The sequence below is a fragment of the Bradyrhizobium sp. JHI2711 genome (assembly GCF_056156565.1).
In genome coordinates this window covers 1,026,139-1,044,434 of record NZ_JBPZPT010000001.1, presented here as the reverse complement: position 1 = coordinate 1,044,434, position 18,296 = coordinate 1,026,139, and the positions used below count along the sequence as shown (strand labels likewise).

Genomic DNA, 18,296 nt, shown 5'->3' with positions numbered 1-18,296 from the left:
TCATCGCGCCCGGAAATTGAGCGCGTAGTCGCGGCCGTCCACTCCCGCCGGCGGCTCGAAGGGGAAGCGCAGACTCTGGTCGAGGAAATCGTGGCTGTGCACGACGAGGTTCTCGTCGTCGATCAGCACGACGCCATAGGCCGGCGGCTCGTGGCTGGCGAGATGCTCGCTGGCCGCAACGTCGAGCTCGAACCAGACCTGGTGGTTGGTGCCGCGCAGCGTCGAGAACGGGATCTTGCCGTAGCTGCCGAAGATCGGCCGGTGCACATGGCCGAAGAAAAGGTGGCGGATCCGCGCGCGATAGGGCGCGATGACTTCCGCGAATTCGGCGCTCTGCTTCAGCGCGATCTCGTCCATGGCGTGGACGCCGACCGGGAAAGGCGGATGGTGCATGAACACGACGAATTCCTGGTCGGCGGATGCGGCGGCGAGCGTGCTCGCCAGCCAGCCGAGGCGCCTTGCGCACATCTCGCCGGCATGGCTGGTCTCGTCCAGCGTGTCGAGGAAGACGAACAGGCCGTGCTCGGTGGTGCGCGTGCCCTGCACGAAGCCGTTGGCATCGCGCGGCGCCGCCTTCAGCGCGTCGAGGCAGGTGACGCGCTTGTCGTGATTGCCGACCATCGCGATGTAGGGAAGTTTCAACGCCGCCATCGCCTCGGCGAAGTTGGCGTAGGACTCAGGCTCGCCCCAATGGGTGAGGTCGCCCGTCACGACCGCAAACGCAGCGTCGGACTGATGCTTGTTGATGTCGGCAATCGCCGCATCCAGCCGGGCGCGCGGATCGAGGCCGTAGAGCATCGCGCCGGGATTCGCGAGATGCGTGTCGGTGAGGTGGATGAATTTGAAGGGCATGGCGCGCCTAAATAGAGACGGTGGGAGGATCGGCGCCTCCGGCAAGACGGCGCTGTCAGCCCGTTAGAGCGCGTGTGTTTCAGTTTGATGACAGCGGTTCCCGCGGCCTGCTGAAGATGTGGACACGCCTCCGGGGGCAGATGCGACGCGGACGGCGCCTCACGATTGCGCTGCAGTGAAGGAGCTACCTTGCCGTGAAGATGCGGTCATGGTTTGCTGGGTCCAAGCCTCATTTGCATCACGAGTTTCCCCAATGCCGCCGCGAGTCTTCCGCAAGCTGGGATTGCTTGCTCTCTCCGTCCTGCTTGCCGTGTTGAGCACCGGTCCGCGTGCGACCGCGGCCGAGTTCAACTTCGCCCGCTACAAGGAGACCGATCTCGACGAATTCCTGGCGCGCCGGCGGCCCGCCACCGGCATGGACGTCTACCCAATGTCGCCGCTGAAGCTCGATGTCACGCTGGCCTCTCACGGCGAGCCGTGTGCCAACGGAGCGCTCAAGCGGTCTCTGATCATGAGCGGCATGCCCAAGCAGGATGCCGACAGCCTGCAGGCGACCAACTGCATCACGGTGCGCTCCGCCAAGGGGCGCGAGCTCAAGGTCTTCATGCAGGACGTGGTTTACGGGTTTCTCCCGAACGAGGTGCCGGTCGGCGGCAAGCTCTCGCTTTATGCGATCCATGCCTTCACCTCGCCCGACGGGCCGGGACTGCTGGTCAACGAATTCCTGACCCCGCGCAGCTTTCCACGTGCCGACAAGCCGGCGGACACGACGATGACATCCTGCGGATGCTGGACCCACGACGAGCATCCCGGTGTCGATTTCACCGCCGACAAGCCGGGCGCTCCGGTGGCAGCGATGGCGGACGGCGTTATCGTCAAGATCGAGACCGGCGAGCAGGCGCCGGCCGATTTTCCCGGGATCGGCGGCTGCGGCCGATACGTCGTGCTCAAGCACACCTATCCCAATGGCGGCATCGTCTACACGCGCTACGTCCAGCTCGGCCGCGTGGTCGGTCCGAAAGGCGAGACACTTAGGGTGGGAGCGATCGTCAAAGCGAAGGACACGATCGGCGAGATCGGCCCGAGCAAGGTGCTGCATTTCGAGCTTCGCCCCGTCGCTCCCGGCAACACGACGACGGACAAGGCCTGGAGCGAACGCTACGGCAAGATGCCGGACATGGAGTGGTCACGCTACGAGACCGTCGATCCTCAGAAATTCGACGTGGCATCGTTCGGCGGGGTGAAGAAGGCGACGAAGTAGAATGAGTGCGTAGGGTGGATTAGCGAAGCGTCATCCACCTTTTCGCTCTTCGCGAGTCGAGAGAAGTGGTGGATTACGCCTTCGGCTAATCCACCCTACGCAGCGGGTTCGATCTCGCTTCGGCTACGTCCCGCAGAACGTCTGCAACACGCGCTGATCCGGCAGCGGCGGATCGGCGTAGGCGGCGTACTCCGGCTGGTCGTCGAACGGCCTCGCCAGCACCTGCACCAGCTCCTCGAACGGCGCGTAATCGTCGTCGTTCACCGCGGCCTGGATCACGGCCTCGACGCGGTGGTTGCGCGGGATGAAGAGCGGGTTGACCGCGTGCATGGCGGCCTGGCGCTCGGCGGCGGTTTGCGGCTCCAGCGCGATGCGTGCGCGCCAGCGGCCGGCCCATTCGTCGAAGGCTGCGGGCTCCATGAACTGGCCGCGCACGTCCGCAGCCTCATCGCCGGCGGCCTCGCCGAGCTTGCGGAAGGTGAGGGTGAAGTCGGCCTGGTTCTTGGTCATGGCGTCGAGCAGGTCCTGGATCAGCGCATCGTCGCCGTCGCGCTCCGTGAACAGGCCGACCTTCCTGCGCAAGCCGGCCTGATAGGCCGCGCTGAACTGGTCCGAGAAGGCGCCGAGAATGTCCTGGGCTTCGGCGACGGCCTTCTCCTGGTCGTCCGAAAATAGCGGCAGCAGGCATTCGGCAAGCCGCGTCAAATTCCACAAGCCGATGCGCGGCTGGTTGGCATAGGCGTAGCGGCCCATCTCGTCGATCGAGGAGAACACCTGGGCAGGATTGTAGGAATCCATGAAGGCGCACGGGCCATAATCGATGGTCTCGCCCGAGATCGAGCTGTTGTCGGTGTTCATCACGCCGTGAATGAAGCCGACCAGCAGCCAGCGCGCGATCAGCTCGGCCTGGCGCGCGACCACGGCGGCGAGCAGCGCGTGATACGGCCGCTCGGCGTGGAGCAGGTCCGGATAATGGCGCGTGATGACGTGATCGGCGAGCCGGCGGATCGCCTCGGTGTCGCGGCGGACGGCGAAGAACTGGAAGGTGCCGACGCGGATGTGGCTGGAGGCGACGCGGGTCAGCACCGCGCCGGGCAACGCGGTCTCGCGGATGACGTGCTCGCCGGTGACGACTGCGGCGAGCGAGCGCGTGGTCGGGATGCCCAGCGCAAACATGGCCTCGCTGACGATGTATTCGCGCAAGACCGGGCCGAGCGCCGCGCGGCCGTCGCCGCGGCGGGAAAATGGGGTGGGGCCGCTTCCCTTGAGCTGGATGTCGCGGCGGACGCCGTCTTTGTCGATGACCTCGCCGAGCAGGATGGCACGGCCGTCGCCGAGCTGCGGCACGAAATGCCCGAATTGGTGCCCGGCATAGGCCATCGCGATCGGATCCGCTCCGGCGGGAACCGTCTTGCCGGCCAGGATTTCCGCGCCTTCCGGGGTCTCCAGCAGGTCTGGATCGAGCCCAAGCTGGACCGCCAGCGGCCGGTTCAGCTTGATCAGCCGGGGGGCGGCGACGGGGGTCGGCGCGACGCGGGCGAAGAAGTTGTCCGGCAGCGCCGAATAGGAGTTCTGGAAGGGGAAATGCACCGTCATGACCTCAAGATAGGGCTGGAACGTCAATCGGCAAAGGTTCGCCCCCGGATAAGCCAAAAATGGGCACCTGAGGTCCAAATCCCGCCGTTCCCTTGGTTGCCGCCCCCGTCCTGCCGGGGTAAACCCTGCCGCAACTTCGGACCGGCCATCACGGGCCGTTCGATTCGCCTCCTTCAGACATTGATTTTGGGACGACCATGCATCGCTACCGGTCACACACATGCGGCGCGCTCCGCGAGAGCAACATCGGCGAGACCATCCGCCTCTCGGGCTGGGTCCATCGCGTCCGCGACCATGGCGGCGTGCTGTTCATCGACCTGCGCGACCATTACGGCCTGACCCAGTGCGTGGTCGACCCGGACTCGCCGGCGTTCTCGCTGGCCGAAAAGCTGCGCTCGGAGTTCGTGGTCAAGATGGACGGCAAGGTCCGCCGCCGCCCCGATGGCACCGACAATGACGACCTGCCGACCGGCAAGGTCGAGGTCTACATCAGCGAGATCGAGGTGCTGGGACCGGCCGGCGACCTGCCGCTGCCGGTGTTCGGCGACCAGGAATATCCCGAAGACATCCGCCTCAAGTACCGCTTCCTCGACCTGCGCCGCGAGAAGCTGCACCAGAACATCATGACGCGCGTCGAGATCATCAAGTCGATGCGCCGGCGCATGGAGGGGCAGGGCTTCTTCGAGTTCAACACGCCGATCCTGACCGCGTCCTCGCCGGAAGGCGCCCGCGACTTCCTCGTCCCGTCGCGCATCCATCCCGGCAAGTTCTACGCGCTGCCGCAGGCGCCGCAGCAGTACAAGCAGCTCTTGATGATGTCGGGCTTCGACCGCTACTTCCAGATCGCGCCCTGCTTCCGCGACGAGGACCCGCGCGCCGACCGTCTGCCCGGCGAGTTCTACCAGCTCGACGTCGAGATGAGCTTTGTGACGCAGGAAGACGTCTTCGCGGCGATGGAGCCTGTGATCACGGGCGTCTTTGAAGAGTTTGCCAAGGGAAGGCCGGTGACCAAGGGCTGGCGCCGAATTCCGTTCGCCGAGGCGCTGCGCAAATACGGCAGCGACAAGCCGGACCTGCGCAATCCCATCGAGATGCAGGACGTCTCCGAGCATTTCCGCGGCTCCGGCTTCAAGGTGTTCGCGCGCATGCTCGAAGATCCCAAGAACCAGGTCTGGGCGATTCCCGCAGCCGGCGGCGGCAGCCGCGCCTTCTGTGACCGCATGAACTCGTGGGCGCAAGGCGAGGGCCAGCCCGGCCTTGGCTACATCATGTGGCGCGAGGGCGGCGAGGGCGCAGGTCCTCTCGCCAACAACATCGGGCCTGAGCGCACCGCGGCGATCCGTGCACAGCTCGGCGTCAAGGAAGGCGATGCCGCCTTCTTTGTCGCCGGCGATCCCGACAAGTTCTGGAAGTTCTCAGGTCTCGCCCGCAACAAGGTCGGCGAGGAATTGAACCTCACCGACAAGGAGCGGTTCGAGCTTGCCTGGATCGTCGACTTCCCGATGTACGAGTACAACGAGGACGACAAGAAGGTCGACTTCTCGCACAACCCGTTCTCGATGCCGCAGGGCGGCCTGGAGGCGCTGAAGTCGCAGGATCCGCTGACGATCAAGGCGTTCCAGTACGACATCACCTGTAACGGCTACGAGATCGCCTCGGGCGGCATCCGCAACCACGTGCCGGAAGCCATGGTGAAGGCGTTCGAGATTGCAGGTTACGGCGAGCAGGAAGTGGTCGACCGCTTCGGCGGCATGTACCGCGCCTTCCAGTACGGCGCGCCGCCGCATGGCGGTATGGCCGCCGGCGTCGACCGCATCGTGATGCTGCTCTGTGGCACCACGAATCTGCGCGAGATCTCGCTGTTCCCGATGAACCAGCAGGCCATGGACCTCCTGATGGGCGCTCCGTCGGAAGCCACCACAAAACAGCTCCGCGAGCTGCATGTGCGGGTCAACCTGCCGCAGAAGTGAATTTGACGGTTTCTAGTCTGGTGCCCCGGACGCAGCGCGGCACGCGAGTGATGCGCTGCTGAGCTGGGGCCCAAGAATTCCGGTGAACTTGCTCTTTTCGTCTTCGTCGTGTTCAAGTTGACGTTAATCGTGACATCGATCTAAGGTCGCGTCGTGGACGGAGAGCTCAATGAGCAACAGTCGCGTCGCCGCCCTAGTCTTGGCAGTGATTGCGCTCCTTATCGCCGGCATGATGCTCGACTTTTACTGGGACTGCCGCCTCCTGAAGGGGGGAACGATGAAAGACTGCATGCCCGGTCGCCCCGGACCGACGGGACTTCACTGACGACACGAGTTGAAGCCCTCCCGAGCCGCATCCGGGAGATCGAACTACAGCCCCGTCGAGGCCTCGATCCTGAACTGCGCCAGCGCGCTCTGCGGGTCGGTTTGCGAGAGCTGCATCAATTGCATCAACGGCACCTTGGCGCGGGGCGTCAGCTTAATGGTCAGCGTCTGCCCCGGCGCTTCCACGAATCCGGCGAGCGCGTCGACCGCGCCCCTGGCATCGCTATTGGTCCCTGCGATCTTCTCGCCTTGCGCCCTGATCATCGCGACGATGGCGCTGCGGGCAGCATCGCGGCTGACATTCTGCATGCGTGCGAACTGCGCCACGACGAGATCGACCACGCCGCCGTCACGCAGCGAGGCCTCAAGCGCGCCAGTTTCGACCAGCGCTGCCTGACCCATCGCCTGCGCCGGGTCGGTCGTGAACAGGCCGCGCGGCACATTGACGAGCGCGACGCGGGTCTGCAGCCTGGCGAGGTTGCCGAGATCGAGCGTAGCGGGGGCGAGCGCGAACGCGCCCGACGATTCCGTCCAGGCCGCGCCGAGATCCAGATCGATCGCCAGCTTGTCCACGCCTGCCACGATCAGCGGCTGCAGCGCCGGATTGGCGGGATCGGTCGGCGCGACCATCTTCACGACCAGATTGACCTTGCTCGGGATCGGCCCGACGAACTCCCCCCAGTTCAGGCTGATCGTATCGATGGTGAAGAGCTGCCGCGTCGTCTTGTACGGCGAGACCACGCCCTTGATCTCGGCACCTTGGAGCACGCGGAATAGGCCGACCATCTGATCGGGCGAGGGCGGCCGTCCCGGCGTTTGGAGACTCGCCGCCCAGCGCATCAGATTTGCCACGCTGAAGGACTTCAACGCGAAGCGGTCCATCTTGAACTGGCCCTGCGGCATCGGGATGTCGAGGCCCTCCAGCGTTATTCTGTCCTGATCGTATTTGACCGCGTCGAGCCGTCCCGTCCCTTGCGGCGTCTCGGCCGTTTGCCGGCCAATTTCGGCCTTGCCGATCTGGAAGCCGTCGAAGAGGTCGGCCACCTTCTCGATCATGTCACGCGACTGTGCCGGCGTTGGGATCGAGCCGTCGGCCGGCACCAGCGCGATGATCTCGGCCGGCCGGAATTTCGAGGGCCGGATGGCAATGTCGTCGAAGGTGAACCCGTCAACCTGCATGCGCATGCCGGGAGCCGCCGTCACGACATAGGAGTTGACCGAGATGCGCCGATAGATCCTGTGAAAATTGTCGTCGTTCGATCCTTGCGGATCGAGCGCAGCCCTCACGGCGGTTGGGTCGAATTCGTAGATGGCCAGGCCGGACAATTCGCCGGTCATCTTCGCGGGCCTGCCCGGCTGGGTCAGGTCGACCGTAAGGGCGACGCGGTCCATCTTCGCCGTTTCGATCTTGCCCCGGTTGACGTTCTGGATGGACACGCCCGAATAGACATAATCACCGCCGCCGGCATTGCCGCCCGCATCGACGTTGACCTCGAGGGTCGGCACCGCGATCTCCGACGCCGAGATGTTCGCGTATTGCGCGAGGATGAAGCGGTACATGTCGATAATCGAGCCGGTCACCGGCGTGCCCTCTGCGCGGGTCGGGCCGGAAAAATCGCGCGCGGTGATCTGCGGGAGCTTGTAGTTCGCCTTCACGGTGATCCGCTCGGTGGATGTAAAGCCGACCTCGACGCCCGACGCCTCGATGCTGTCGGCCGAGAAACGAGCCTCGTCCGGCTGGCGCACACCGACGGCCGTGATCTTGGCGACCTTCAAGGTGGCGAGCTGCGCCTGGGCAGGCTCGACTTTGATGTCCTCCACCGTCAGCGTCCGGGTCGCGAGCTCGAACCCGATCTTGCCATGGCTCGCCTTGCCCCCACCCGAGCGGATCTGCGCGAACACCGCCTCGACCTCGGCGGTCGCCCGGTTCTGCACATACAGATTGAAGCCGAACCATCCGCCCGCGGCGAGCACCGCTCCCACGACGAGGCCGATCAGGATTCGCTTCATTCCCAGCTCCGATTGCCGATTTTGGATCGCGCAACCTGCCATATTCGCGAAACGCCGCGCGGTCCAGAGAAAGCTATGGTTTCAAATATTTGACGGCGCGCCCTGTTGACGGGGATGCAATCGGATGTTGCCACCGGGCCTTCGGCCGTGCTTCATCCCGTTTCCATGACCCGGAAATACGGTCCGCTTGGGCCGTCGAATCGCATTTTTGAGGCCGGTAACGCGAGGCGAGACACCGCATGTCGTCCTATTCTGATGATCTCCACCAGGCGGCGCTCGCCTACCACCGTCTGCCGCGCCCTGGAAAGCTCGAGATCCAGGCAAGCAAGCCGCTTGCCAATCAACGCGACCTCGCGCTGGCCTATTCGCCGGGCGTCGCCGCGGCCTGCACCGAGATCGCCAAGAATCCGGCCGAGGCGGCCACGCTCACCACGCGCGCCAACCTGGTTGCCGTGGTCTCCAACGGCACCGCGGTGCTCGGCCTCGGCAATATCGGTCCGCTGGCCTCCAAGCCGGTGATGGAAGGCAAGGCGGTCCTGTTCAAGAAATTCGCCGGCATCGACGTGTTCGACATCGAGATCGCCGCCGACACCATCGACCGCGTGGTCGAGACCGTGGCCGCGCTGGAGCCGACCTTCGGAGGCATCAATCTGGAGGACATCCGCGGGCCGGAATGCTTCGAGATCGAAGCGCGCTTGAAGGAGCGCATGAAGATTCCGGTCTTCCACGACGACCAGCACGGCACTGCGATCATCGTCGCCGCCGCCATCACCAATGGCCTCAGGCTGAACGGCAAGAAGCTGTCCGAGGTCAAGATCGTCGCGTCGGGGGCGGGGGCCGCGGCGATCGCGACACTCAATCTCCTGGTCTCGATGGGCGCGCAGCGCAAGAACATCTGGGTCTGCGACATCGACGGCCTCGTGCACGAGGGCCGCAACACCTCGATGGACCGCTGGAAGGCGGTCTATGCGCAGAAGACCGACAAGCGCACGCTCGCCGACGTGATCGGCGGCGCCGACATCTTCATCGGGCTCTCGGCGCCGGGCGTGCTCAAGCCGGAGATGGCCAAGGCGATGGGCGACAAGCCCCTGATCATGGCGCTCGCCAATCCGGTGCCGGAAATCATGCCGGAAGAGGCGCGCAAGGCGCGCCCCGACGCCATGATCTGCACCGGCCGTTCCGACTACCCGAACCAGGTCAACAACGTCCTCTGCTTTCCCTTCATCTTCCGAGGGGCGCTCGATGTCGGCGCCACCGCGATCAACGAGGAGATGAAGCAGGCCGCCGTCGAGGCCATCGCGCAGCTCGCGCGCGAGGCGCCGTCGGATGCCGTCGCGCAGGGTTTCGACACCGGCGAGGCGCAGGGCTTCGGTCCGGGCTCGCTGATCCCGAGCCCCTTTGATCCCAGGTTGATCTTGCGCATCGCGCCGGCCGTGGCGAAGGCGGCGATGGAATCGGGCGTCGCAACGCGCCCCATCACCAATTTCGACGAATACACCGCGCTGCTCGAGCGCTTCGCCTTCCGCTCCGGCCTCGTCATGAAGCCGATGTTCGCCAAGGCCAAGACCCAGCCGGTGCGCGTGATCTATGCCGAAGGCGAGGACGAGCGCGTGCTGCGCGCGACGCAAGTCGTGCTGGAGGAAAAGCTGGCGCGGCCGATCCTGGTCGGCCGTCCGTCGGTCGTGGAGGCGCGCATCAAGCGCTTCGGCCTCTCGATCCGCGCCGGCAAGGATTTCGACCTCGTCAATCCCGAGGACGATCCGCGCTACCGCTCCTACGTGCAGTCCTATGTCGAGGTCGCCGGTCGCCGCGGCGTGACGCCGGATGCAGCCCGCACCGTGGTGCGCACCAACAATACGGTGATCGCCGCGCTTGCGGTGACGCGCGGGGAAGCAGACGCCATGCTCTGCGGCGTCGAGGGCCGCTACATGAGCCATCTGCGCCATGTCCGCGAGATCGTCGGCTTCTCGCCTGGAATCAGCGACTATGCGGCGCTGGCGCTATTGATCACCAGCAAAGGCGCCTTCTTCATCGCCGACACGCAAGTTCGCCCCAATCCGAGCGCGGAGGAGCTTGCCGAGATCGCATCGCTCGCCGCGGTCCACGTCCAGCGCTTCAACATCAAGCCGAAGATCGCCTTCGTCTCGCATTCGGATTTCGGCAGCTACGACACCGATTCCTCGCGCAAGATGCGGCTGGCGACCCAGCTTCTGAAGGACAAGCATCCGGAGATCGAGGCCGACGGCGAAATGCAGGGCGACACCGCGCTCTCCGCAGCTGCGCGAAGGATGGTGCTGCCGCATTCCAAGCTGGAGGGCGAGGCCAACATCCTGATCATGCCGACCCTGGATACTGCCAACGTCGCCTATCAGATGATCAAGTCGCTGGCGGACGCGCTGCCCGTCGGCCCGATCCTGGTCGGCCCGGCGCGCCCCGCGCATATCCTCACCCCCTCGGTGACGGCACGCGGCATCCTCAACATGACCGCAGTCGCCGTGGTGGAAGCGCAGGAACGCGCCTCGCGGCAGCAGCCGACGTTGTTTACGTAAGGCACCGCTGTCGCGCCGCTGGAGGTGCAATCCTTCTCCCCTTGTGGGAGAAGGTGGCATAGGCGGCCTTCGGCCGCCGTTCTTAGCGACGCCGAAGCGAAGCTTCGGCCGTGGCGCCGGATGAGGGGTTGTTTCCGCGAGTCGGGATCTCGCGAGTTGCCCGTGCCGATAGATACCCCTCATCCGTCTCGCCGCTTCGCGGCGAGCCACCTTCTCCCACAAGGGGGAGAAGGGAAGAGACCGGCAATTTTGAATTCCTATCAGTTCGCCATTTCCCCGTTTGTAAACCGGCGCACGACTCTCCATAATCCCCTTCAAGCGTTCTGCGTTCTGCGCTCTGAGCTTGCCAAGAGGCCGATCATGCCAGCGTTCGTGACTTTCGGGCGAATCCTGTTCGCCGTGCTGTTCATCTACACGGGCGCGACCAAGCTGTTTGCCATCCAGGCCACCGCCGACGTCATCGCAACCAAGCTCGTGGTGCCCGATGTCGTCGCGCCTTATGCCCAGCAGGTCGAGACGGCGACCGCCATGACCACGCCGCAGCTGTTGGCGATCGCGATCGGCGGGCTCGAGATCATTGCAGGGCTGATGATCGCGTTGAATTTCGGCGCGCGTTTCTTCGCGATGCTGCTGATCGTCTACGTCGCCGTCGCGACCGTCCTGTTCTACGATTTTTGGAACATGGCGGCGCCCGACAACGCAAAGATGCTGGTCGACGCGCTCAAGAACCTCTCGATCATCGGCGCGCTCTGCATGATCATCGGCTATGGCCGCACCACGCGTCCGGCCGAGGCGGCCTACGGCGACGTCTAGCGGTCACTCCGCTCTCGGCGGCGCGATCTCGCGCATCCAGCGGGAAATCGTCGCGCTGCTCGCTCCATCGCTGCCGCGCTGTCGGCCGAGCAGGGCGGCCTCCCGTGCGGCGCGGGGCGTGATGCCGTAGGCGGCCTTGAACGAGCGCGTGAAATGCGCGTCGGTGCCGAGCTGCCAGCGCCGTGCCACCTCGCTGATCCGGGGGCCCCGCGCGCCCGAATTGGCGAGGTCGAAGAAGGCGCGGTGCAGCCGGCGGCTGCGGATGTAGTCGGCGATGCCGCCGACCGGGGCGAACAGCCGGTACAGCGAGGCCCGGGACAGGCCGAAATGGGCGGCGATCGAATTGGCCGACAGATCCTCGCTGGCAAGGCCAGCCTCGATATATTGGCGGATCCGCATCAAGGACGGGCTTGCCGCGACGCCATGGTCGGCATCGGCCTCGCCCCGTTCGATTTCGTTGCGAAGGCACGCGGCCAGCAGCGACACCGTGCCCTCGACCACGGATTGGCATTCGTCGAGGCTCATGCGCGGGGCAAATTCGAACAGGGCGGTGAGATGCCCCGCCAGCAATCGCGCGATCACGCTGCTGCCCGGCAGCACCAGGCCATGCAAATCATCGACCCGCAAGAGATGGGCGGCGAACATCGGGCGCGGCACGACCAGCGTGACATTCTCGAACGCCGTCGCCTTGGTCTCCAGCGCCTGGGCGAGATCGAACAGGCAGATGTCGCCGGCGCGTACGCGCATCGGCCGTGTGCCGGCAACGCCGCCATAGCCGCCCTTCAGATAGAGCTGGAGGATGATGTGGTCGACGCCGCTGCGCGCGATCGTTTCGGCCGTCCGGCGGAAACGCTGGCCGCTGGCACGGCTCAGCCCGATCAGCACCGGTCCCATGGCGTAGGAGCTGAGGTCGGCGCGAAACGGGCCCGGTTCGCCGGCCGCGAGCTCGTCCACCTCGAACAGCGTGGCGACGGCTTCCCGCCACGCTGCGATGTTCGCCTCCGTCTCCATCTGATCGGCGCTGAAGCCGAATACCGGCAGCAGGGACGATATCGGGGCGACATCGTCATTCAATCCGGAAGCGTCCGTCGGACTAGTCGTCGTGCAGTCGTCGCTCATTCTGGCCGTGGGTTAGTTTTTGCTCTTTTGTCTCAGTCTATTGATGCGGTGTGTCGCAGCCGTTGGCCCGTATTGACGCCGCGCCTCGGACGTTGGCTATAGCGCCACGACCGCCGTCGGGGCCGATTTTCGGGTCTCGGCAAATATGCTAGCCGGCTTTGCGCTGGCCGGCGGCGGGACCAATTTTAACGCGACACATCAACAGTATGTCCAACGGTATGATGTTGCCGGTACTGTGCATGGGGTTGTTTTTCCAGTTTGAGTCGGAGCCGGCGTAAGCGCCGCCACTGCCGGCAGGCTACCCCCGCCGCCACGGGGTCACGGTCACCTCATGCGCCGCGTCGAGGAGGTAGGGCGCACCCGGCCTCATCCCGCGCGCAGCCAGCACCTCGTGAGGCGTCCGCTGGGGTACGCCGACGAAGCAGCCTTCACCGCCGGGCAGCCGCACATGCGGAGCCTCCGACAGCCAGAACGTGTCGTAGCGGTCCATGAACAGGTCGAACACGACCGGGCCGCCGATGATGGCGACCATGCCGGATGCGACGTCGGCGAAGGCGCAGGCCTCTTCGAAGCTCGCATGCTCAGGATTCCACAGCGTCGCGTTCGGCATCTCGGGATAGACGGTGAGGTCCTTGATCTTGCGGGTCAGGATCAGCCGCTTGCGGCTGGCCGAATTCGGCTGCTGCTCGTGCGAGTTGCGGCCGTGCACGATCAGCGCGGCGCGATCGAGCGCCTGCTCGAAGAACCGCTTGTCACCTTCGAATTTCAACGTCTCAGGCATGATGTGCGACGGATCGGCGAGCATGCCGTCCGCGGAGACGATGACGTAGCCTTCGAAGCGGAAAGACAATGGCCTACTATTCGGAAACGGTGGTCACCACCGAATTGACCGGGCGCTGGCTCACCGTCGGCAGCTTGAGGTCCTTGAGCAGCTCCTGGTCGTATTCCGGCAGCGTCGAGGCCGGGAACTTGGCGCGCATCGCGACCACCTTGTAGCCGCCGGCCTTCAGCCGCTTGAGCAGCTCGGGCAGGGCCTCCGCGGTGTGCTTCTGGAAGTCGTGCATCAGGATGATGCCCTTGCCCTTGGTGTCGAGCTTCTTCATCACGGTCTCGACGATCTTCTCGGGCTTGGAAGCCTTGAAGTCGAACGAGTCGATGTCGCAGGAGAAGCTCGCGACATTGCGGTTGCCGAGATAGGTGACCATCTCGGGCGGATGCTGCAGCGCCGGGAAGCGGAAGAACGGCGCGGGCGAGATGCCGCCGAGCGCCCACTTCACCGCCGCAAAGCCCTTCTCGATCTCGTCCTTGCGCTGCGCTTCGTTGAGCTTCTTGTTGTTGAGGTTGGCGTGCGACCAAGTGTGGGCGCCGACGGTGTGGCCGGCTGCGTAGACCTGCTTGAGGACCTCCGGCTCGTAGGTCGCGTGCTTGCCGATGATGAAGAAGATTCCGGTGGTGCATTCGTCCGCGAGCGCCTTCAGCACCGCGGGCGTGTTGCGCGGCCAGGGGCCGTCGTCGAAGGTCAGCACGACCTCCTTGTCGCGCAGGAAGTCGAGCTCCTTGAAATGCTCGAAGCCGAAGCCGGGACCGCCCGTGGTGTCGATCTCGACGGTGCGGGCGACGCCGAGCGCGCCCGGTGTGTTGCAGGCCGCGCGGGCCGGCTGCGGCGGCTGTTTCGGCGGAGGCGGATTGACGAAACCCGCCGGCGCCGCGGCCGCTGCTGCGGGCGCTGGAGCTGCAGGGGACGTTGCAGCCGCCGGTGTTGCCGTCGGCGCGGCTTGCGGTGCGGCCGCGGGCTTCGCGGCCGGCGTCTGCGACCATGCGGCGCCGGAGAGCGCCACCGACATCGCACCTGCTAAAATCAGTCCTGCCGCCACGCGCATGGTGATGTCCCTCGAGATTGATCCCGTTGTTCCGCCGTGGCTTTTCGCCTGCGGCAAAAACCGTCCTGCCCAAAACAATCCTAGCCTAGATGGTGGGCCATCGCCATTGCAACGGCTGTTTGATGCCGCGTCGCAATTGTGCCCAGCCGGATGGCGTGCACTTGAGTCGTGCACGTGAGTCAAGTGTCGGCCAGGGCCCTTGCAATCGCGGTCTTGATCCGCGTGTCGGCCGGCTCGACGGCGGATGGAAATACCTCCGCGATATAGCCGTCGCGGCCGATCAGGTATTTGTGGAAGTTCCAGCGCGGAACTTCCTTCGGTCGGGCTTCCGCGGCCCATTTGTAGAAGGGATGCGCCCTCGCACCGACCACCGCAGCCTTGGCCGTGATCGGGAAGGTAACGCCATATTGGTGGTGTGCGGTCTGCGTGATCTCGCTGCTGCCACCGGGCTCCTGGCCGCCGAAATCGTTGGACGGCACGCCGATCACGGTGAGCCCGCGCCCGCGAAACTCGTTCCAGATTTCCTGCAGGCCGGCATATTGCGGCGTGTAGCCACAGAGCGAGGCCGTGTTCACCACCAGCAGCGGTTTGCCGGTGAACGTGGCGAGGCGGATGTCGTCGCCTGACAATGCGGGGAAGGAGAAGGCGTAGGCCGAGATCCGGCTCATGGCGCCATCAGCGAGGGCGCGCGTGACAGGCGCGAACGCGCCCGCAAGCGCGACGCTCAGCACGGTTCTGCGATTCATCATGACGGCGTCCCCCGAGATGATCCGAGGGCAGATTACTCCGCCACTGCGGCCTCGCGCGTCAACACCGCGTTATCGGTCCTGCGAGAGAGCTAGTACAGGCGGACGATGAAGTCGGTACCTTCGCCGGTCTCGCCCTGGTTGATGCCCTGGTCGGAGACGATGATCGAGCCGCCTGACGTCAGCATCTCGTTGATTTTCGCCGTGGTCTCAGTGGGGACCGAGATGCGGTTGAGGGCTTCGGCTGGGCTGTCCGGCGTCACCACCGGTTTTGCGGCGACGGGGATCACGGCGGCACCGCGCTGGCGGCGCGCCACGCGGTTGTCGTCCTCGCGCGCCACGGAACGGGCGGACACGGGCAGCGACACCACCGACCAGTGCAGCGTGTTGGCATCGGCCTTGTCGAGCTCGGCGGTGAAGACATGCGTGCCGAGCGGCCGGTCGCTCGCGGCGATCGTGACAGGCACCTCGAACAGCGGCGCAAAATTCTGCCGCACATAGAGCTTGGAATCCTTGCGGCTGATGAAGACGGCAATCTGGCCGGCCCGCTTGGGTGTGTCCGGCTTTGCCGCCGGCGCAGGATCGGTGAGGCGGCCCTCGTCCTTCTTTGCATCGGGTGCGGTGGCGAGCGCCGGCGCATCGGGTGCCTTCGCGGCTTCCGTTTTGACCGGGTCGACCTTGTCGGCAGGCTTGTTCTCGGTCGCCGGCTTGGCGGCGTCTTCGGACGCAGGCTTGGCCGCTTCGGCCGTCTTGACCTCGTCGGCCGTCGCCGCGGCTTCCTCGCGCGCAGCCGCATGGCCGGTGGTCACGTCCGACAACACGGTGTGGCCGACCGAGGTGCGCAGCTCGACCACGCTGTCGGCGCTGGCCGTCTTGGTCTCGACCGGCTTGGCTTCGGTCGTGCCCTTATCGGCCTTGTCAGCGACATTGGTCTGCGGCGCGAGGCTCGCGGCGGGCTGCGGCGGCACGCGCATGGAGGCGAGCACGGGATGGGAGAAGCTTTGCGGCGACACCTGGCCGGGCGCCACGATCACGCGCGCGCCCATCCTGGTCCAGTTCCACATCTTCATCGCGAACGCCATGGGCATGCGGATGCAGCCATGCGAGGCCGGATAGCCCGGCAGCGCGCCAGCATGCATCGCGACGCCGGACCAGGTGATCCGCTGCATGTACGGCATCGGCGCGCCGCTATAGAGGTTGGAACGGTGGAATTTGTGCTTCTGGATGATGCTGAACACGCCCATCGGCGTCGAGTGGCCCTTCATGCCCGTCGACACCGGTGATTCCGCGAACACGCCGGCTTTGTCGTAGACCGTCATCTTCTGCCGGTCGATCGAGACGACAATGACGAGTGGCCCTTGCGGCTTGGTGCCGGCTTCCTTCTCGACAACGACGTCCTTCTTGCTTGCGGCGCCGCGCTTTTGCGGCTTCTGGCGCGGTATTTCGGGAAGCCGGTTCGGCCGGGCGTAGTAGGGCCGGTCGGAATAGTCCGTCCAGTAATAAAATGCTGCGTTTGCTTCGCTGGTTGCGCCGATCGCACCCGCCGCCGTCAACATGGCGACCTGCCACAGCCGTGCCGGCTTGGCAGGCGAACCCCACCCGTTCACGCTGTTCATCCTCGAATCCATTATCCAAATCAGACGTTAGTCTCGCAAAGGGGATACGCGTTCACCAGCAGCGCGGTTCTGCCATCAGCTACTTTTGTCCAAGGCGTAGCAAAAAAGCCTCACGGAGCGGTAAACGGCGGCCTGGTCCGCTCCTCTGCCGCCTTCCTGACCGCCGCTTGCGTTCCTACATTGCGGGGACTTGTTAGCGGAGAACTTCATGTCATCTCGTTTCCCCGGTCTTTCGAGCATCCGTCTGAAAGGCCTCGCTTTATTCCTCCTGGCTCTGACCGCGCCAATGGCCTCGGCATCTGCCGCCGACGAACCTGATCTGATCTTCCGCCGCTCTACCGTGTTCAAATGGATGAGCCCGAACGACAAGCTCGCGACCTATGGTCTCGACGATCCCGAAGTCGAAGGCGTCGCCTGTCATTTCACGGTGCCGGAGAAGGGCGGCTTCAAAGGCTGGCTCGGCCTTGCCGAGGAGGTCTCGGATATCTCGCTGGCCTGCCGCCAGGTCGGTCCGGTCAAGTTCAAGCACAAAATGGAGCAGGGCGACGACATGTTCCGCCAGCGCCGGTCGCTGTTCTTCAAGAAGATGCAGATCGTGCGCGGCTGCGACGCCAAGCGCAACGTGCTGGTCTACATGGTCTATTCAGACAAGCTGATCGAAGGCTCGCCCAAGAACTCGACCTCGACCGTGCCGATCATGCCGTGGGGACCGGCGGACGCAAACGTCCAGAAGTGCGGCGAGTTCTTCACGCAATGAGGCGCTCCGCGTTCACTCCTGCAACGCGCTCGCGTTCACCCGGCGGCGATCGCGCGGCGTCGCAAGGCGCGATCCGGTCAGTCGCACGAACGTCTGCGGCGCCGCCTCGAGGCGGCGGCTCGATTGCAGCGCCATTGCGCCGGTGCTGCCGCGAATGATCGGTTGATCTGCGCGCTCCGTCGGTGGATTTTCATCGCGCGGCGTTGCGCGATTTCCCGCCATCATGGCCATCCCTCACGTGAATGCGCCCGATGATCCGGGCGTCTCGGTTTCGATGGCTTGGGTCGTTGCTGAACCAATTCCGGTTCGACAGGATCCAGCCTTCTTTTGCCGCCCTTTCAGCAGAAAAACGTAAAATGCATGTGAAGCGTGCGCGGCGGCCGCGTGACAACGCCTGGGCGGGGTGCACGTCCGTGCCGGCGCCGGAATTTGGCAGGCGACTTTGGCCTGCCGCCAGACCTATCTGAAATAACTGGCATTTTTCGAGAATTGTTTCGTCGCCGTGGCCGGGACGAAACAATTCTCACGAAGACGAAACCATTTTCAGTTTTTCGCGCATCACGCGCGAAACCGCCCATGGTTATCAGGCTGATAACGACGACGGCGCACCGCCGGTCACAGAATTGGGACACAGATCATGCGCGCGCTCAGCTTCATCCTTGCTTTCGGTTTCGTGCTCGCCGGCTCCTCGTTGGCGGGTGCGCCCGACGGCAATCTCCCCGGTGTCGGTACCTTCCAGTACAGCGGCTCGCCCGTTGCGGTTCCGGCCGCTCAGCCGATCATGGTCGCCGCGCGCTTCTGAC

The 18,296-nt window shown here is 65.0% G+C and carries 15 protein-coding genes; 6 read left to right on the top strand and 9 right to left on the bottom strand.

Annotation, left to right across the window (positions count from 1 at the left end):
- Positions 1–852: a phosphodiesterase gene (locus tag ACTEK7_RS05040; RefSeq protein ID WP_225146675.1), complete on the bottom strand. Its 852-nt coding sequence runs from the start codon at positions 850–852 to the stop codon at positions 1–3.
- A gap of 253 nt (positions 853–1,105) precedes the next feature.
- Here ACTEK7_RS05040 and ACTEK7_RS05035 point away from each other — a divergent pair, with 253 nt between their 5' ends.
- Complete coding sequence (locus ACTEK7_RS05035) at positions 1,106–2,113, top strand: M23 family metallopeptidase (protein WP_225133055.1); 1,008 nt, start codon at positions 1,106–1,108, stop codon at positions 2,111–2,113.
- Positions 2,114–2,236: 123 nt separating this feature from the next.
- On the opposite strand, the gene ACTEK7_RS05030 is transcribed toward ACTEK7_RS05035, so the two are convergent.
- Positions 2,237–3,709 (bottom strand): protein adenylyltransferase SelO, encoded by a 1,473-nt coding sequence (locus tag ACTEK7_RS05030; protein ID WP_225133056.1) that lies wholly within the window; start codon positions 3,707–3,709, stop codon positions 2,237–2,239.
- A 197-nt stretch (positions 3,710–3,906) separates the two neighbouring features.
- Here ACTEK7_RS05030 and aspS point away from each other — a divergent pair, with 197 nt between their 5' ends.
- Positions 3,907–5,679 carry an aspartate--tRNA ligase gene (gene aspS, locus ACTEK7_RS05025; protein ID WP_225146676.1) on the top strand — a complete coding sequence of 591 codons (1,773 nt, stop codon included), beginning with the start codon at positions 3,907–3,909 and terminating at the stop codon, positions 5,677–5,679.
- A gap of 369 nt (positions 5,680–6,048) precedes the next feature.
- Here the strand turns inward: aspS and ACTEK7_RS05020 are convergent, their stop codons facing one another.
- Positions 6,049–8,013 carry a hypothetical protein gene (locus tag ACTEK7_RS05020; RefSeq protein ID WP_225146677.1) on the bottom strand — a complete coding sequence of 655 codons (1,965 nt, stop codon included), beginning with the start codon at positions 8,011–8,013 and terminating at the stop codon, positions 6,049–6,051.
- A 239-nt stretch (positions 8,014–8,252) separates the two neighbouring features.
- Between ACTEK7_RS05020 and ACTEK7_RS05015 the strand changes: the two genes are divergently transcribed.
- Together ACTEK7_RS05015 and ACTEK7_RS05010 are read left to right on the top strand one after the other, a co-directional pair.
- The gene (locus tag ACTEK7_RS05015) at positions 8,253–10,562 is read left to right on the top strand and encodes an NADP-dependent malic enzyme (protein ID WP_225133059.1); all 2,310 of its coding nucleotides are present in this window, start codon (positions 8,253–8,255) and stop codon (positions 10,560–10,562) included.
- A gap of 360 nt (positions 10,563–10,922) precedes the next feature.
- Positions 10,923–11,375 carry a DoxX family membrane protein gene (locus ACTEK7_RS05010; protein ID WP_036000486.1) on the top strand — a complete coding sequence of 151 codons (453 nt, stop codon included), beginning with the start codon at positions 10,923–10,925 and terminating at the stop codon, positions 11,373–11,375.
- Between the two features lie 3 nt (positions 11,376–11,378).
- On the opposite strand, the gene ACTEK7_RS05005 is transcribed toward ACTEK7_RS05010, so the two are convergent.
- From ACTEK7_RS05005 to ACTEK7_RS04985, 5 genes are all read right to left on the bottom strand, one after another.
- Complete coding sequence (locus ACTEK7_RS05005) at positions 11,379–12,494, bottom strand: helix-turn-helix domain-containing protein (RefSeq protein WP_225146678.1); 1,116 nt, start codon at positions 12,492–12,494, stop codon at positions 11,379–11,381.
- Positions 12,495–12,792: 298 nt separating this feature from the next.
- Positions 12,793–13,344, bottom strand: a complete 552-nt coding sequence (locus ACTEK7_RS05000) for a dihydrofolate reductase family protein (protein WP_225146679.1) — start codon at positions 13,342–13,344, stop codon at positions 12,793–12,795.
- Between the two features lie 7 nt (positions 13,345–13,351).
- Positions 13,352–14,374 (bottom strand): polysaccharide deacetylase family protein, encoded by a 1,023-nt coding sequence (locus ACTEK7_RS04995; protein ID WP_225114138.1) that lies wholly within the window; start codon positions 14,372–14,374, stop codon positions 13,352–13,354.
- Positions 14,375–14,553: 179 nt separating this feature from the next.
- Positions 14,554–15,123 (bottom strand): glutathione peroxidase, encoded by a 570-nt coding sequence (locus tag ACTEK7_RS04990; RefSeq protein ID WP_225146680.1) that lies wholly within the window; start codon positions 15,121–15,123, stop codon positions 14,554–14,556.
- Positions 15,124–15,212: 89 nt separating this feature from the next.
- On the bottom strand, positions 15,213–16,736 hold the full coding sequence (locus ACTEK7_RS04985; RefSeq protein ID WP_225146681.1) for a L,D-transpeptidase: 1,524 nt from the start codon (positions 16,734–16,736) through the stop codon (positions 15,213–15,215).
- Positions 16,737–16,944: 208 nt separating this feature from the next.
- Here ACTEK7_RS04985 and ACTEK7_RS04980 point away from each other — a divergent pair, with 208 nt between their 5' ends.
- Positions 16,945–17,493 (top strand): CreA family protein, encoded by a 549-nt coding sequence (locus tag ACTEK7_RS04980; RefSeq protein ID WP_036000425.1) that lies wholly within the window; start codon positions 16,945–16,947, stop codon positions 17,491–17,493.
- Between the two features lie 12 nt (positions 17,494–17,505).
- Here ACTEK7_RS04980 and ACTEK7_RS04975 read toward each other — a convergent pair whose 3' ends face one another.
- Positions 17,506–17,724, bottom strand: coding sequence for a hypothetical protein (locus ACTEK7_RS04975; RefSeq protein ID WP_345944079.1), 219 nt, complete (start codon positions 17,722–17,724; stop codon positions 17,506–17,508).
- Between the two features lie 406 nt (positions 17,725–18,130).
- On the opposite strand from ACTEK7_RS04975, the gene ACTEK7_RS04970 reads away from it, so the two are divergent.
- Positions 18,131–18,295 carry a hypothetical protein gene (locus ACTEK7_RS04970; RefSeq protein ID WP_167361658.1) on the top strand — a complete coding sequence of 55 codons (165 nt, stop codon included), beginning with the start codon at positions 18,131–18,133 and terminating at the stop codon, positions 18,293–18,295.
- Position 18,296 lies beyond the last annotated feature (1 nt).

What these genes read in the sequence shown, in the direction of transcription:
- ACTEK7_RS05040 (WP_225146675.1), bottom strand. Translation starts at nt 852, where the DNA reads ATGCCCTTCAAATTCATCCACCTCACCGACACGCATCTCGCGAATCCC.
- ACTEK7_RS05035 (WP_225133055.1), top strand. Translation starts at nt 1,106, where the DNA reads ATGCCGCCGCGAGTCTTCCGCAAGCTGGGATTGCTTGCTCTCTCCGTC.
- ACTEK7_RS05030 (WP_225133056.1), bottom strand. Translation starts at nt 3,709, where the DNA reads ATGACGGTGCATTTCCCCTTCCAGAACTCCTATTCGGCGCTGCCGGAC.
- aspS (WP_225146676.1), top strand. Translation starts at nt 3,907, where the DNA reads ATGCATCGCTACCGGTCACACACATGCGGCGCGCTCCGCGAGAGCAAC.
- ACTEK7_RS05020 (WP_225146677.1), bottom strand. Translation starts at nt 8,013, where the DNA reads ATGAAGCGAATCCTGATCGGCCTCGTCGTGGGAGCGGTGCTCGCCGCG.
- ACTEK7_RS05015 (WP_225133059.1), top strand. Translation starts at nt 8,253, where the DNA reads ATGTCGTCCTATTCTGATGATCTCCACCAGGCGGCGCTCGCCTACCAC.
- ACTEK7_RS05010 (WP_036000486.1), top strand. Translation starts at nt 10,923, where the DNA reads ATGCCAGCGTTCGTGACTTTCGGGCGAATCCTGTTCGCCGTGCTGTTC.
- ACTEK7_RS05005 (WP_225146678.1), bottom strand. Translation starts at nt 12,494, where the DNA reads ATGAGCGACGACTGCACGACGACTAGTCCGACGGACGCTTCCGGATTG.
- ACTEK7_RS04995 (WP_225114138.1), bottom strand. Translation starts at nt 14,374, where the DNA reads ATGCGCGTGGCGGCAGGACTGATTTTAGCAGGTGCGATGTCGGTGGCG.
- ACTEK7_RS04990 (WP_225146680.1), bottom strand. Translation starts at nt 15,123, where the DNA reads ATGATGAATCGCAGAACCGTGCTGAGCGTCGCGCTTGCGGGCGCGTTC.
- ACTEK7_RS04985 (WP_225146681.1), bottom strand. Translation starts at nt 16,736, where the DNA reads ATGAACAGCGTGAACGGGTGGGGTTCGCCTGCCAAGCCGGCACGGCTG.
- ACTEK7_RS04980 (WP_036000425.1), top strand. Translation starts at nt 16,945, where the DNA reads ATGTCATCTCGTTTCCCCGGTCTTTCGAGCATCCGTCTGAAAGGCCTC.
- ACTEK7_RS04975 (WP_345944079.1), bottom strand. Translation starts at nt 17,724, where the DNA reads ATGGCCATGATGGCGGGAAATCGCGCAACGCCGCGCGATGAAAATCCA.
- ACTEK7_RS04970 (WP_167361658.1), top strand. Translation starts at nt 18,131, where the DNA reads ATGCGCGCGCTCAGCTTCATCCTTGCTTTCGGTTTCGTGCTCGCCGGC.